We start from the raw sequence: 13,836 nt of genomic DNA, 5'->3' as shown, positions 1-13,836 counted from the left end.
TCCCGCCCGACCGTCCACGGAGCCGCCATATGAGGTACGTCCACAGCGCTGGAGCCCGGCCATGACCTACGAGCCGCCCCGGCCGGTCCGGGGTCTGCTGCTCACCCCCGAGGACCGGGAGGCCCCCGCCCGCGTCCACCGATTGCGCCTGCTCGGCCTGGTGGACGGACCCGACCCGGCGCTGGACGCCTTCGCGGACCATCTCGCCCGGCTCACCGGCGCGCCCTACGCCATGGTCAACTTCATCGGCGAGGACCACCAGTTCTTCGCGGGCCTCAGCGTCCCCGTCGCCGCGCCCGTCGTCCGCGAGGACGGCAGCAGGCCGGAGTTCGGCCGGGTCCTGCCCCGCGACCACGGGTTCTGCCCCCATGTGGTGGTCCGGCGCAAGGCCCTGGTGCTGGAGGACGTCCGCGACTATCCGCGGTTCGCCGGGAACCCGGTCGTGGACGAGTACGGCATCCGCTCCTATCTCGGCGCGCCGCTCATCGACAGCTCCGGCATGGCGCTCGGCACCGTGTGCGCGTCCGACACCGAGCCCCGGGTGTGGGGCCGAACGGGTCTGGACACCATCAAGGCGCTGGCCGCCGAGCTCGTCGTACGCCTCGAACGAAGCGCCGAGGACGGTCTGCCCCTGTGATGGACCACGGCAGGCCCGCCACCTCCGGTACCTGCGGCGTGAAGCAAAGCTGAGGCGGCGGTTAAGAAAAGCTCGATGGACCCGCGCCCGCGCATACGGCAGATTGCAGGGTGATTTCACCCCTCTGACCCGGTGCGGGCTCCTTACGTCTGCCCGCGGGCCGGGATCTCACCCACAGGAGCCGCACGCGTGAAGGCGCTGGTCAAGGAGAAGGCGGAGCCCGGGCTCTGGCTGACGGACGTCCCGGAGCCCGAGATCGGCCCGGGTGACGTACTGATCAAGGTCATGCGGACCGGTATCTGCGGCACCGACCTGCACATCCGGGCCTGGGACGGCTGGGCGCAGCAGGCGATCCGCACCCCGCTCGTGGTCGGGCACGAGTTCGTCGGCCAGGTCGTCGAGACCGGCCGGGACGTGGCCGACATCCGGATAGGAGACCGGGTCAGCGGCGAGGGCCATCTGGTGTGCGGCAAGTGCCGCAACTGCCTGGCCGGCCGCCGCCACCTGTGCCGGGCCACCGTCGGCCTCGGCGTCGGCCGCGACGGCGCGTTCGCCGAGTACGTCGCCCTGCCCGCGAGCAACGTCTGGGTGCACCGCGTCCCCGTGGACCTCGACGTGGCCGCGATCTTCGACCCGTTCGGCAACGCCGTGCACACCGCGCTGTCCTTCCCGCTGGTCGGCGAGGACGTCCTGATCACCGGCGCGGGCCCGATCGGCCTGATGGCCGCCGCCGTGGCCCGGCACGCCGGTGCCCGCAACGTCGTCATCACCGACGTCAGCGAGGAACGCCTGGAGCTGGCCCGCAAGATAGGGGTCAGCCTCGCCCTGAACGTCGCCGAGTCGTCGATCGCCGACGGCCAGCGGGAGCTGGGCCTGCGCGAGGGCTTCGACATCGGCCTGGAGATGTCCGGCCGCGCCGAGGCCATGCGGGACATGATCGCCAACATGACCCACGGCGGCCGGATCGCCATGCTGGGCCTGCCCGCGCAGGAGTTCGCGGTCGACTGGTCCCGGATCGTCACCTCGATGATCACCATCAAGGGCATCTACGGCCGCGAGATGTTCGAGACCTGGTACGCGATGTCGGTGCTGCTGGAGGGCGGCCTGGACCTCGCCCCCGTGATCACCGGCCGGTACGGCTACCGCGACTTCGAGGCGGCCTTCGCCGACGCCGCGAGCGGCAAGGGCGGCAAGGTCATTCTGGACTGGACTGTTTGATTTCCGGCTCGGTTCGCCTCCGGGGCGCGCGCCTTCGACTCACTCGCCCCCTGCACTTGATGGAGCACCTCATGTTCAACTCTGTCCGCGACGACCTGCGCGCCACCCTCGACGAGATCCGCGCCGCCGGACTGCACAAGCCCGAGCGGGTCATCGGCAGCCCGCAGTCCGCGACCGTCGACGTCACCGCCGGCGGCCGCCCCGGCGAGGTCCTCAACTTCTGCGCCAACAACTACCTCGGCCTCGCCGACCACCCCGAGGTGATCGCCGCCGCCCACCAGGCCCTGGACCGCTGGGGCTACGGCATGGCCTCCGTGCGCTTCATCTGCGGCACCCAGGAGGTGCACAAGGAGCTGGAGGCCCGGCTGTCGGCGTTCCTCGGCCAGGAGGACACGATCCTGTACTCCTCCTGCTTCGACGCCAACGGCGGTGTCTTCGAGACCCTGCTCGGCGAGGAGGACGCGGTGATCTCCGACGCCCTCAACCACGCCTCCATCATCGACGGCATCCGCCTGTCCAAGGCCCGCCGCTTCCGCTACGCCAACCGCGACCTCGCCGACCTGGAGGCGAAGCTCAAGGAGGCGTCCGACGCGCGGCGGCGGCTGATCGTCACCGACGGCGTGTTCTCCATGGACGGCTATGTGGCCCCGCTGCGGGAGATCTGCGACCTCGCCGACCGCTACGACGCGATGGTCATGGTCGACGACTCGCACGCCGTCGGCTTCGTCGGCCCGACCGGCCGCGGCACCCCCGAGCTGCACGGCGTCATGGACCGCGTCGACATCATCACCGGCACCCTCGGCAAGGCCCTCGGAGGCGCCTCCGGCGGCTATGTCGCCGCCCGCGCCGAGATCGTCGCCCTGCTGCGCCAGCGCTCCCGCCCGTACCTGTTCTCCAACACCCTCGCCCCGGTGATCGCCGCCGCCTCCCTGAAGGTCCTCGACCTGCTGGAGTCCGCCGACGACCTGCGCGTGCGGCTGAACGAGAACACCGCGCTGTTCCGCCGCCGGATGACCGAGGAGGGCTTCGACATCCTCCCCGGCGACCACGCCATCGCCCCCGTCATGATCGGCGACGCGGCGAAGGCGGGCCGGATGGCCGAGCTGCTGCTGGAGCGGGGCGTGTACGTGATCGGCTTCTCCTACCCGGTCGTCCCGCAGGGCCAGGCCCGCATCCGCGTCCAGCTGTCCGCCGCACACTCCACCGAGGACGTCGACCGCGCGGTCGACGCCTTCGTGGCAGCCCGCGCCGAGCTGGCGGTCTGACCAGCCCCGACGGCTTGAGATACTTGACCGCATGATCGAGGCACGGCGGCTCCACATCCTCCGTGCGGTGGCCGACCACCGCACGGTCACGGCGGCAGCCGCCGCGCTCTATCTCACCCCCTCGGCCGTCTCCCAGCAGCTCACGGCCCTGGAGCAGGAGACCGGTCACCGGCTGGTCGAGCGGGGCGCCAAGGGCGTACGGCTCACCCCGGCCGGCGAGATCCTGCTCAGCCACACCAACGCCGTTCTCGCCCAGCTGGAGCGGGCCGAGGCCGAGCTGGCCGCCTACGGCTCCGGCGAGGCGGGCACGGTCACCGTGGCCGCCTTCGCCACCGGCATCGCCCAGGTCGTGGCCCCGGCCGTGGCCCGGCTCGCCGAGACCGCGCCCGGTATCCGCATCCGCGTCCAGGACGCCGAGGGCGACGCGAGCCTGCCCATGGTGCTGGACCGGCAGGTCGACGTGGCGGTCGCCGTGGAGTACCGGGGCGCCCCGCCCGCCGACGACCCCCGGCTCGCCCATGTCCCCCTCTACGCCGAGCCGTTCGACGCGGTCGTCCCCCTCGGCCATCGCCTCGCCGACGCCGCCGAGGTACCCCTCGCCGAGCTGGCCAAGGACCCCTGGATCGGCCCGTACCCCGGCAACCCGTGCCACGACGTGGTCGTCCTCGCCTGCGAGAACGCCGGCTTCCAGCCCCGCCTGGAACACTCCTCCGACGACTTCCGCGCCGTCGTCGCCCTCGCCTCGGCCGACGCGGGCGTGGCCCTCGTCCCGCGCTCCGCGCTGAACGGCATGGACCTCAGCGGCGTCGTCGTACGCCCGGTCGACGGCGTGGCCCCGACCCGCCGCGTCTTCGCCGCCGTACGGCGCGGAGCCGAGGAGCATCCGCTGATCCTGCCGGTGCTTCAGGCACTGGTCAGGGCGGCACAGGAGGCGTGAGGCCTCCGTAATCCGCGGGGTCGGCGCCCGGCCGGCCGAACTGCGTGCCCAGCACGGCTGGTCCCTGGGGGAGCCGGCCGAGCGCAGCGGGGTGAGCGGGTCGACCCTGCCGCGCGCCGAACGCGCGGAGATCAGCCCCACCGCCGCCCAGCTGAACCGGCTCTGCCATGTCTACGGCCGCACCATGCTGCTCAGCGAGGTCGAGGCCGCACCCGCGCCGCTGGTACGGGCCGCCGACCAGTGGATCTGGGGGGACCGGGATTCCGGCTTCGTGCGGTGGCGCCTCGAACAGCACCCGTGGGTGCTGGACGGCGCCCTGGAGGTGACCGACGGGGGACGCGGTACGTGCCGGCGGTGGTGCGACCGTGAGGGTGGAGCGCTGGAACGCCACACAAGGGACGGCGGCGGGGCGGCTCGCCGTATGGGCGGCCCCGAGGACGCGGCCGCCGCCGGTATCACCCTGCTCCACCTCGACACCGACACCGGCGGCCCCGCCGAGCACCTCTACCGCTCGGCCGGCTGGACCCGGGCCGGCACCATCCCCGGCCACGGTGCTTCTCCCGCGGGCGAGTTGGGACGACGCTGCGTTTCAAACGGCTGTGAGGGTGACTGTCAGTGGCAGGGGCTACGGTGCGTTGCATGCCGGATGCTGAAGACGTACGCCGTATCGCCCTGTCCCTGCCGGACACCACGGAGAAGATCGCCTGGAGCATGCCCACGTTCCGGGTGGCCGGGAAGATGTTCGCGACCCTGCCCGAGGACGAGACGTCCATCGCCGTGCGCTGCCCCAAGGAGGAGCGCGACGAACTGGTCATGGCCGAGCCGGAGAAGTTCTGGATCGCCGATCACGAGGCCCAGTTCGCCTGGGTCAGAGCGAGACTCGCCGCGATCGAGGACGAGGACGAGCTGCGGGACATCCTCGCCGACTCCTGGCGCCAGGCGGCCCCGCCCCGACTCCTCGACGCCCACCCCGAGTTGGGGATGCCGCCCGGGGAGTGAAAATGGCCCGTGCGCGTGAGCCGGGCGTGGCATCATCCCGCGCGGCGCACACGGGACGGGACACCGCAGGGGGCGGCGGGGAGGGAGCACCCGCGATGACGGGAGCGGACGCACGGCACGACATCACCACGCGCGGGACAGCCGGAAAAGGGGCCGGCGGGCGGGCCGTCTGGTCGCGGAACTTCGCCCTGTTCTTCGTGGCCCGGGCCGTCGCCCGCCTCGGCGACACCATGCTGCCCGTGGCCCTCGCCGCCGGCCTGCTGGAGCACGGGTACGGCGCGGGCGCGGTCGGCCTCGCCATGGCCTCGACGGCGGCGGCGTTCGCCGGTCTCGTCGTCTTCGGCGGGGTCATCGCCGACCGGTTCAGCACCCGCAGGCTGATGATCGGCGCCGACCTCGTCCGGCTCGTCACCCAGTCCCTCGCCGCGGGCCTGTTCTTCGCCGGGCACGTGGTGCTGTGGCAGATCTGCGCGATCGGCTTCGTGGGCGGCGTCGCGGGCGCGGTCTTCCAGCCGGGCGTGGCCAGTACGGTGCCCCGGCTGGCCGCCGACATCCAGGGTGCGAACGGCGCGATCCGTATCGCCGAGTCCGCGGCCCAGCTCGCCGGCCCCGCCGTCGCCGGCCTCCTGGTCGGCTTCGCCTCGCCCGGCGGGGTGTTCGCCGCGCACGCCGCCACCTACGCGACGAGCGCCCTGTGCCTGCTGCTGCTCCGGCTGCCGCCGCTGCCCGAGGGCGCCCGTGCCGCCACCGGCCGCGGTATGCGCGCCTTCCGGGCCGATCTGGTCCAGGGCTGGCGGGAGTTCCGGTCCCGGACCTGGCTGTGGGCCGTGATCGCCGTCTGGTGCCTCTACATGATCGCGGTGTGGGGTCCGAGCGTCCCGCTGGTGGCCACGGAGGTCGTCCAGCGGCACGGCGCGCGGGCCTACGGCCTGGTCAACTCCGCACTCGGTGCGGGCACGGTCGTGGGCGGCCTGCTCGCCCTCCGGCTCCGCCCCCGGCGCATGCTCCGTGCGGGCGCGTTCTCGCTGTTCGCCTTCTTCGGCTTCCCGGCGGCCGTCGGCGCGGGTCTCGGCGTGCCGGCGATGGCGGCCGGAGCGGCCGTGGCCGGTGCCGGGATGTCGTTCTGGGGCGTGATGTGGGCGACCAGCGTCCAGACCCAGGTCCCGCCCGACGTCCTCAACCGCATCCACGCCTACGACGTGGCGGGCTCCCTCGCCATGATGCCGGTGGGCCAGGCCCTCGCGGGCCCGGCGGCCGACGCGCTCGGCGCCGGCCACGTCCTGCTGATCTCCGCCGCGACCAGCCTGGCGGTCGCCACGGCGCTGCTCGCGGTACCGGCGATACGGGACCTGGTGCGGGCCGACGCGGGTGCGCCCGCGCACTGACCGCAGCGCCCCGAGGGAGCGCGGGGAACTGCGCGACCAGCCCCCACACACCGGCAGCCGCGCACAGCGCTCAACCGGCCCGGCGGGTGGGCGCCGCGAACCGCCCGATCCGGTCGCGCAAGGCCGCCGGGTCCAGCCCGTGCGCGGCCATGTGTTCCTCGATGGTCCCGTAGCGGCGCAGCTCCCGGCGGCCCACGCCGAGGCCCAGGACCCGGTGCGGTACGTCCGCGAGCGCCTCGGTCACCGCCGCCGTCGAGGTACCCGCCAGGTACGGCTCGACCAGTACGACATCGGTGCCGGCCGACTCAGTGGCCCGGCGCAGCCCCGCCGCGTCGAAGGGCCGTACCGTCGTCGCGTACAGGACGGTCACATCCAGGCCCTCGGTGGCGGCAAGGACCGGGTCCAGCACCGGGCCCACGGCGAGGACCACACCCCGGCGGCCCTCGCGGACGGTGCGGAAACGCCGGCCGTCGATCACCCGCCCCTGCCGGTTGGACTGCACGGACAGCCGTACGTACACCTTGTCGTCGCCCGCGGCGACCGCGTGGTGCAGCAGTGTCTCGGCCTCGTCCGGGTGTCCGGGCACATGCACCGTCCAGCCGTCCAGGGTGTCCAGGAGCGCCACATCACCCGGGGCCATGTGCGTGTAGCCGCCGGCCGGCCAGTCGAAGGAGGCCGCCGCGCTCACCAGCACCGCCCCCGTGTCCTGGTGCCCGAGATCCAGCTTGACCTGCTCGAACGGCCGCTCCACGAGGAAGCTGGCGAAGGTGTGCACCACGGGCCGCAGCCCGGTCAGCGCCAGCCCCGCCGCCGCCCCGACCAGCAGTTGCTCGCGGATGCCGACATTGACGACCCGGTCGGGATGCCGGGCCATGGCCTCGCGGAAGCCGTCCTTGCCGATCTCGGCGAGGACCACCGCGAGGCGCGGGTCCTCGTCCAGCAGCCGGGAGACGACGGGGGCGAAACGGTCACGCATGGTGTCCATCGGTGTCTGCCTTTCCAGGAAGCGGGAGTCAGGCGTTCTTCGGCTCGACACGGGCCACGACGACGTGCGGCCGGCCCGGGTGAGGCGCGGTGAACGCGTCGTACAGGGCCTCGTGATCGCGCCCGTCGACGGTCACCGCCGACCAGCCCGCCGCCTCGAACCGGGCGGCGATCCCGCCGGGCAGGGCATGGCTGGCGGAGGAGTTGTCGACCACGATCGTGTGCAGCCGGTCCAGACCGGCGGGCCCGGCGAACGCGATCGCCTCGTGGTTGCTGCCCTCGTCCAGTTCGGCGTCCCCGATCAGCACCCAGACCGCCGGATCGTGCAGCCCCTGCGCCCGCAGCCCGAGCGCGCTGCCCACCGCGATCGGCAGCCCGTGCCCGAGCGACCCGCTGCCGATCTCGGCGCCCGGCACCAGCACCCGGTCCGGGTGATGCCCGAGCGGGGAGTCGTACGAGCCGAAACCGGGCAGCCAGTCCACCGGCACGAACCCCTTCGCGGCCAGCACCGCGTAGTAGGCCATGGGCCCGTGCCCCTTGCTCAGCAGGAACCGGTCCCGGGCCGGGTCGTCCCGCAGCTCGGGCGTGACCCGGAGCACCCGGTCGTAGAGCACCCACAGCACGTCGAGGGTGGAGGTGGCCGCCGGTCCGTGCTTCTCGTCGCCGGTCATGAGACTCATCAGCCCGGGCAGGTCGGCGTACCCGTACGTGCGGCTTTCGTCCGCTGTGATCGTCATGCCGACGATCGTGCAACCTCAACCAAACTTGAGGTCAACCGGGAAACCGGTGCGCGATCACCGAGCGGAGTGCGGTATTGTTTCCCTGCGCGTTTCGACCGGGGAAACCCCAGGTCAAACGGCACCGGGACGTGGCGCAGCTTGGTAGCGCACTTGACTGGGGGTCAAGGGGTCGCAGGTTCAAATCCTGTCGTCCCGACCAGCTTCATTGCCGGTCGGAGGTCGTCTTCTCAGGATGAGGAGACGGCCTCTTTCGTGTCTGCGGCGGGTCGTCCTCCTGCTCGGGCTCGGTGTCGGGCAGCATCTGGCGGTGGTCGCCGGTGGCGATCCTGGCCGCCATCCGGGCGAGCTGCCGGCAGGCCCGGGCGATCTCCCGCTGGGTCTGGTTCCGCTCGCTGATGACCGCCGAGAGCAGCAGTGCGGTCAGCGCGGCGGAACCGTTGAAGGCCTGCAGGGTGATCATCTCGGTGAACAGGTCGCGACCGGCGAACGGGCCCGATCTCTCGGCACCGGCGATGATCGCGAAGGTCGACACGGCCAGTGCGCAGGGCGCGGCCCCGGCCAGCTGGAAGCGGAAGGCCGCCCAGATCAGCAGCGGGAACCCGAGGAACAGCAGGGGTGTGTGACCGGTCAGGAGGAACCCGAGGCCGGTCGTGGCCACCAGAAGCAGCAGCCCCTCCGCCCACCGGTACGCAGGTGCGTGCTTCGGCCACTGTGTCTCGTGCAGGACGAGCAGGACCGGCGTGACCACCAGGACGCCCATCGCGTCGCCGGTCCACCAGACCGACCATGTCGGCCAGAAGTCGCCGGTCTTCAGCACTCCGGCGAGGGCCAGGGTCCCGCTGCCCGTCGTCGCGCTGACCAGCATCCCGGTGAACGCACCGAGAAAGATCAGCGCGAACGCGTCCCGCAGCCGGTCCAGTTCCGCACGGAATCCCGTACGGCGGAGCAGCAGGTAGGAGCAGACGGGCGCGAGGGTGTTGCCCACCGCGATCGCCAGCACGGCCGGGAGCGACGGGCCCAGCGAGATGTTGACCAGGAACGCGCCGATTGCGATACCGGGCCAGACCCGCGGGCCGCGCAGTACCAGACTCGCCACCGCGAGGCCGCTCGGCGGCCACAACGGGGTGACCTGGCCACGCACCAGCTGCTGGAGCAGTCCCAGCTTCGCCGAGCCGTAGTACAGCGCGGCGATGGCGCATATCTCCAGGGCGGCCTGACCGTTGCGCCGGAGTTCTTGATGCCGCACGACAGCCATCGGGCGACCTCCGTGTCCACCTCGCCCCGAAGCCATCATCCGTCGGATCCCCCGGATCCTCCACGGCACCGCCGAGCCGCGCGGTGACGCCGCGCGGAGGACAGGCGAAGCGGTGGCTTCGAGCGGTCAGGCGGGCGGGGTGCGCAGCGCGAGGATGGCCATGTCGTCGTGCCCGTCGCTGGGGTGGTGATCGGCCAGCGCCCGGACGAACTCGGGCAGGGGGAGACCGGCATGGACGGCGGCGAGAGCGGCGAGTTCGTTCAGGCTCTCGTCGATGGCGTGGTCGGGATGCTCGATCAGCCCGTCGGTGAAGAAGACGACGGTGGTGTCCGGGGGCAGGAAGCGGGAGTGGTCCGGGCGGGGCTGGCCGGTGTCGACGCCCAGCGGCAGCCCGGGCTCGGCGAGCAGATAGACCACGCGGCGCTCACCGGTGATGAGCAGGGGCGGGACATGGCCCGCGGTGCTCCACAGCAGCCGCCAGCCACGTGCCTCCGGTTCGAGGCGGGCCAGGGTGGTGGTCGTGACGCGGTTGTTCGTGATCGTCTCCAGGGTCCGGTCGAGCCGGGAGAGGACCGCGCCGGGCGGACTGCTCTGGTCGAACACGAGAGCGCGCAGCATGTTCCGGGTGGCGGCCATGACGGCCGCGGCCTGCAGATCATGGCCGCCGACATCACCGATGACGACCGCCACGGCGTCGTCGGGCAGGGGGATGGCGTCGTACCAGTCCCCGCCGAGCTGACTGGGCTCGGCGGCGGGCCGGTAGATGGCGGCGGCGGTGAACGGCCGCAGGTCGGGCAGGATGGGCAGCAGGAGTCGCTGGAACTGCTCGGAACCGACGCGAATCCGTTCGAACAGGCGGACATTCTCGATCGCGATGCCGGCGGCGCTGGCCAGGGCGACGACGACGTTCTCGTCATGCACGTCGAAGGGCTCCCCGTCGTCCCGCTCGGAGAGGTAGAGATCGCCGTAGATCTCGCCGCGCACGGTGATGGCGACGCCGAGCAGGGTGCGCAGGCGCGGGTGGCCGGACGGAAAACCGGCGGAGGAGGGATGGGTCTGGATGTCGTCGATCCGAAGCGGTTCGGGGTAGCGGATCAGATGCCCGAGGACGCCCAGACCACGAGGCAGTCCGGCCTTGGCCAGGGCATCGCGTTCCTGCTCGGTCAGGCCGGACGAGATGAACTGCTCCAGGCGTTCTCCGGACTCGTCGAGCACGCCCAGGGCCCCGTAGCGGGCGCCGACCAGGTCCATGGCGGTCGTCACGATGCGCTCCAGCACCGCGGGCAGCTCCACCTCACGGGTGATGGCCACCACCGCTTCCAGCAGGCCCTGCAGGCGGTCCATGGAGGACAGCAGGGCGCGCAACTGCTCGTCGATCCGGCCCAGCTCGGAACGCAGGCGCATGTGGAGGTCCGGGAGATACGGCTGGCTCCGCCGTCTCCCTGCCTTCTCTCCCGCCATTCCGGCCTCCTGAGACACCCCGGTGCAAGCGAGACGAGAGCGTGGCACGACCCGTCAGCACAAACGTCCACCACTCCGCGGCGGTACGCCACCCGGGCCACCGGAGCGGCTGCGGGGACGATGCCCTCACCCACCACGGTCCGCGTCTTCGATGGTGGCATCGGCCCTGAGCGGGTGGTGCGGCGGCCGCGGGGACGGCATGGCGAAGGGCCCCGCCGGCGGTGACCGGCGAGGCCCTTTCCGTGCCTGGGGCGGCTTCAGGCGGTCTGGACGTCCCGCCGTGACATCGCCATGAACGCCACGAAGCCGACGATCGCCACCGTCCAGGACAGGGTCACCGGACCCAGGCCCCAGTCCAGGCCGCCCCGCCTGCCCGGCAGGGCCATCCAGTCGGCGAGGGAGGCGCCGAGCGGGCGGGTGATGACGTACGCCGTCCAGAACGCGGTCACCGCGCCCAGCAGGCCACCGCGGTGGGCGACGGCTGGAACGCAGATCGCCGCGGCGAACAGGACGCCCGAGCCCAGGTAGCCGAGGCCGATCGTCGCGGTGAGGTCGCCCGCGGCGGTGCCCAGCGCGAACGTGGCGAGGACGGCCGCCCAGTAGAAGAACTCGCGGCGCCGGGTATGGATGGAGTGGATCGACAGGGTGCGCTCGGAGGCGTACCAGAGGGCGAAGACGGCGGCCAGGGCGATCATGAACAGCGGGGTGGACAGGGTGTACGGGACGCCGAGGACGACGTGGAGCGCATCCGCGGCCATCGTGCCGAACACGCTGACCATGACGATCGCCGTCCAGTAGATCCAGGCGACGTACCGGCGGACGGCGAACTGGAGCACGAGCGACGCCGCGAACGCGAGACCGCCGATGCCGACCGCCGGGATCGGGCCCAGCGTATGGCCCAGGAAGTCGGAGGCGGTCTCGCCCATGCCGGTGGTGAGGACCTTGATGATCCAGAAGTAGACGGTGACCTCCGGCACCTTGTTCGCGCTCTCGCGTATGCGCGCGCGTGCGTGCCCGCTGGGCCGGTGATCGAGGACGTGCTCTGTGCTCATGGCCCGCACCCTCGCACGCCCAACTGCCTTTTCCCCAGCCCTCTTTGCCATTGTTTTGGGGCTTCTGGTGCAGCTGTTGCCACGGGGCGCCGTGAGCCTGAACGCAACCTGAACGCGTCGGCGAAATGCCTGGTCGGCGGCCTGACCGGCCTGATAGACAGACGGGTCAGGCGGCCACCGGCCTCAGTACGTCAGACCCACGTGCGCGAGCGCCTGCTTCAGCAGCACCCCGTGCCCGCCCGGCATCTCGCTCTGCACGGCCGGGGAGGCGGCCTCCTGCGGGCTGAACCAGACGAGGTCCAGCGCGTCCTGGCGGGGCCGGCAGTCGCCGGTGACCGGGACGATGTAGGCGAGGGACACCGCGTGCTGGCGTGGGTCGTGGTACGGCGTGATACCGGCCGTCGGGAAGTACTCGGCGACGGTGAACGGCTGGAGCGAGGTGGGGATGCGGGGGAGCGCGACCGGGCCGAGGTCCTTCTCCAGGTGGCGCAGCAGGGCGTCGCGGACCCGCTCGTGGTGCAGGACGCGGCCGGAGACCAGGGTCCGGCTGACCGTCCCGTCCGGGCCGATCCGCAGCAGCACACCGATGCTGGTGACTTCGCCGCTGTCGTCCACACGCACGGGCACGGCCTCGACGTACAGGATCGGCATCCGGGCCCTGGCCATTTCCAGCTCGTCACTGCTCAGCCAGCCGGGCGTCGTCTCGGTCATGTCAGACATTGCTTGATCATACTTTCCGGGTGGGGAGTCCGCTGGGATCGCGGGCGGGGGCGGATACGAGGGGGCCGTAGAGGCGTCGGGCGTTGTCGCGGCCGGTCCAGGCCGCGATCCGCAGGGCGTCGGGCAGGCTCAGCTCGTCGGCGTCGACGCGGGCCTGGAGCAGATCGGCGAGCCCCTGCCGGAAGCACAGCGCGCCGAGGTGGTGGAATTCGGCCACTCCATAGGCGTCGGAGGAGTACAGCAGTTTCCGGAACGGGGTGATCTCCAGCGCCTCCTCCAGCACCGCCCGGCAGCGGGCCGGGCCCGTGTGGTGCAGGGCGAGGCCGACGTCCAGGTACACCTGCTCGAACACCGCGGCCAGATAGGCGGCCTGGCGGTGGTACGGCCAGCAGTGCAGCAGCAGGACCGGGACCGTGCCGGCGGCCAGCCGCAGCCAGTCGGTCAGCAGGGCCGGGTCGGCGTGGTGCAGCCGCAGGTCGGCGTCGCCGAAGCCGGTGTGCAGCTGGAGCGGCAGGCCGAGGTCCACGGCGGTCCACAGCAGGTGCCGTATCAGGACCGGGTCGGTGAGCCGGCCGCCGCCCGCGAGCCAGTGCCGGGCGGCCCCGGTCACCTCGGCCTCCGCCGGGCGGGCCGGGTCCAGGGCGAATCCGGTGCGGTAGGCGGCCACCGACTTCACCGCCACCACGCCCGGCCGGCGCACGGCCTCCTCGGCGGCCGCCCGGAACGCGGCCGCGTACTCGCCCGGCTCGACGCCCTGCCCGGCCACCGCCTCCGCCACCTGCTCCAGGCGTACGACCTCGCATGCGGCGGCGCCGGCGGACCGCGCCAGCTCGGCGGGCGAGGTGAGCGGGTGCGGGGCGTAGCCGGTGTCCACGAGGAACACCTCGGCTCCGGCGGCGGTCAGAAAGCGGCGGTTGACCTCCCGCCAGCCCAGCTCCCTGCGGCGGTCCAGGTAGTCGGCGGGCGGCGCGTGCCGGGGGAGGTCCAGCACGGGCGCGCAGTGCCGGCGTACGGCCAGGCCCACGGGCGTGTCGAACGGCGAGATGCCGGGCCAGGCATCGCCCTCGGTGAGGAGCGAGGCGAACTCCCCGGGCGCGAGGTCGGCCGTCACCGCGCCGTGGCAGTGGTGGTCCACCAACTCCAGTTCGGCGAGGGCCTCGTGGACCGGTCCCGGCGCGGCCAC

The 13,836-nt window shown here is 72.4% G+C and carries 13 protein-coding genes, 1 tRNA gene and 2 pseudogenes; 9 read left to right on the top strand and 7 right to left on the bottom strand.

The window, feature by feature from the left end:
• Positions 1 to 61: 61 nt before the first annotated feature.
• The 8 genes and pseudogenes from BFF78_RS06230 to BFF78_RS06205 all read left to right on the top strand — a co-directional run bounded on the left by BFF78_RS06230 (position 62) and on the right by BFF78_RS06205 (position 6,441).
• The gene (locus tag BFF78_RS06230; protein ID WP_069777351.1) at positions 62 to 637 is read left to right on the top strand and encodes a GAF domain-containing protein; all 576 of its coding nucleotides are present in this window, start codon (positions 62 to 64) and stop codon (positions 635 to 637) included.
• 189 nt (positions 638 to 826) lie between these two features.
• Entirely contained in the window at positions 827 to 1,855 is a 1,029-nt protein-coding gene (gene tdh, locus BFF78_RS06225) for an L-threonine 3-dehydrogenase (RefSeq protein ID WP_069777350.1), read from the top strand.
• Positions 1,856 to 1,926: 71 nt separating this feature from the next.
• Positions 1,927 to 3,120: a glycine C-acetyltransferase gene (locus BFF78_RS06220; protein ID WP_069777349.1), complete on the top strand. Its 1,194-nt coding sequence runs from the start codon at positions 1,927 to 1,929 to the stop codon at positions 3,118 to 3,120.
• 31 nt (positions 3,121 to 3,151) lie between these two features.
• Positions 3,152 to 4,057 carry a LysR family transcriptional regulator gene (locus tag BFF78_RS06215; protein WP_069777348.1) on the top strand — a complete coding sequence of 302 codons (906 nt, stop codon included), beginning with the start codon at positions 3,152 to 3,154 and terminating at the stop codon, positions 4,055 to 4,057.
• Positions 4,058 to 4,067: 10 nt separating this feature from the next.
• Positions 4,068 to 4,412: pseudogene (locus BFF78_RS42730) on the top strand (helix-turn-helix domain-containing protein); the annotation flags it as partial.
• A 69-nt stretch (positions 4,413 to 4,481) separates the two neighbouring features.
• Positions 4,482 to 4,631 (top strand): annotated as a pseudogene (locus BFF78_RS47920) (N-acetyltransferase); the annotation flags it as partial.
• Between the two features lie 65 nt (positions 4,632 to 4,696).
• Positions 4,697 to 5,056 (top strand): MmcQ/YjbR family DNA-binding protein, encoded by a 360-nt coding sequence (locus tag BFF78_RS06210; protein ID WP_069777347.1) that lies wholly within the window; start codon positions 4,697 to 4,699, stop codon positions 5,054 to 5,056.
• 95 nt (positions 5,057 to 5,151) lie between these two features.
• Positions 5,152 to 6,441 (top strand): MFS transporter, encoded by a 1,290-nt coding sequence (locus BFF78_RS06205; RefSeq protein WP_069777346.1) that lies wholly within the window; start codon positions 5,152 to 5,154, stop codon positions 6,439 to 6,441.
• Between the two features lie 70 nt (positions 6,442 to 6,511).
• Here the strand turns inward: BFF78_RS06205 and BFF78_RS06200 are convergent, their stop codons facing one another.
• Complete coding sequence (locus tag BFF78_RS06200; protein ID WP_069777345.1) at positions 6,512 to 7,426, bottom strand: transketolase family protein; 915 nt, start codon at positions 7,424 to 7,426, stop codon at positions 6,512 to 6,514.
• A gap of 28 nt (positions 7,427 to 7,454) precedes the next feature.
• Positions 7,455 to 8,162, bottom strand: a complete 708-nt coding sequence (locus tag BFF78_RS06195; protein WP_069777344.1) for a thiamine pyrophosphate-dependent enzyme — start codon at positions 8,160 to 8,162, stop codon at positions 7,455 to 7,457.
• A 125-nt stretch (positions 8,163 to 8,287) separates the two neighbouring features.
• Here BFF78_RS06195 and BFF78_RS06190 point away from each other — a divergent pair.
• A tRNA-Pro gene (locus tag BFF78_RS06190) sits at positions 8,288 to 8,364 on the top strand.
• A 3-nt stretch (positions 8,365 to 8,367) separates the two neighbouring features.
• Here BFF78_RS06190 and BFF78_RS06185 read toward each other — a convergent pair.
• The 5 genes from BFF78_RS06185 to BFF78_RS06165 all read right to left on the bottom strand — a co-directional run bounded on the left by BFF78_RS06185 (position 8,368) and on the right by BFF78_RS06165 (position 13,836).
• On the bottom strand, positions 8,368 to 9,420 hold the full coding sequence (locus BFF78_RS06185) for an MASE1 domain-containing protein (RefSeq protein WP_193433421.1): 1,053 nt from the start codon (positions 9,418 to 9,420) through the stop codon (positions 8,368 to 8,370).
• A gap of 126 nt (positions 9,421 to 9,546) precedes the next feature.
• Entirely contained in the window at positions 9,547 to 10,824 is a 1,278-nt protein-coding gene (locus BFF78_RS06180) for a PP2C family protein-serine/threonine phosphatase (RefSeq protein ID WP_069777343.1), read from the bottom strand.
• Between the two features lie 314 nt (positions 10,825 to 11,138).
• Positions 11,139 to 11,933, bottom strand: coding sequence for a COG4705 family protein (locus BFF78_RS06175; protein ID WP_069777342.1), 795 nt, complete (start codon positions 11,931 to 11,933; stop codon positions 11,139 to 11,141).
• Between the two features lie 183 nt (positions 11,934 to 12,116).
• On the bottom strand, positions 12,117 to 12,644 hold the full coding sequence (locus tag BFF78_RS06170; protein ID WP_069777341.1) for an NUDIX hydrolase family protein: 528 nt from the start codon (positions 12,642 to 12,644) through the stop codon (positions 12,117 to 12,119).
• A gap of 16 nt (positions 12,645 to 12,660) precedes the next feature.
• Complete coding sequence (locus BFF78_RS06165) at positions 12,661 to 13,836, bottom strand: amidohydrolase family protein (protein ID WP_069777340.1); 1,176 nt, start codon at positions 13,834 to 13,836, stop codon at positions 12,661 to 12,663.

The sequence above is a fragment of the Streptomyces fodineus genome (assembly GCF_001735805.1).
Lineage (GTDB): Bacteria > Actinomycetota > Actinomycetes > Streptomycetales > Streptomycetaceae > Streptomyces > Streptomyces fodineus.
This window is presented reverse-complemented; position numbering and strand designations above follow the sequence as displayed.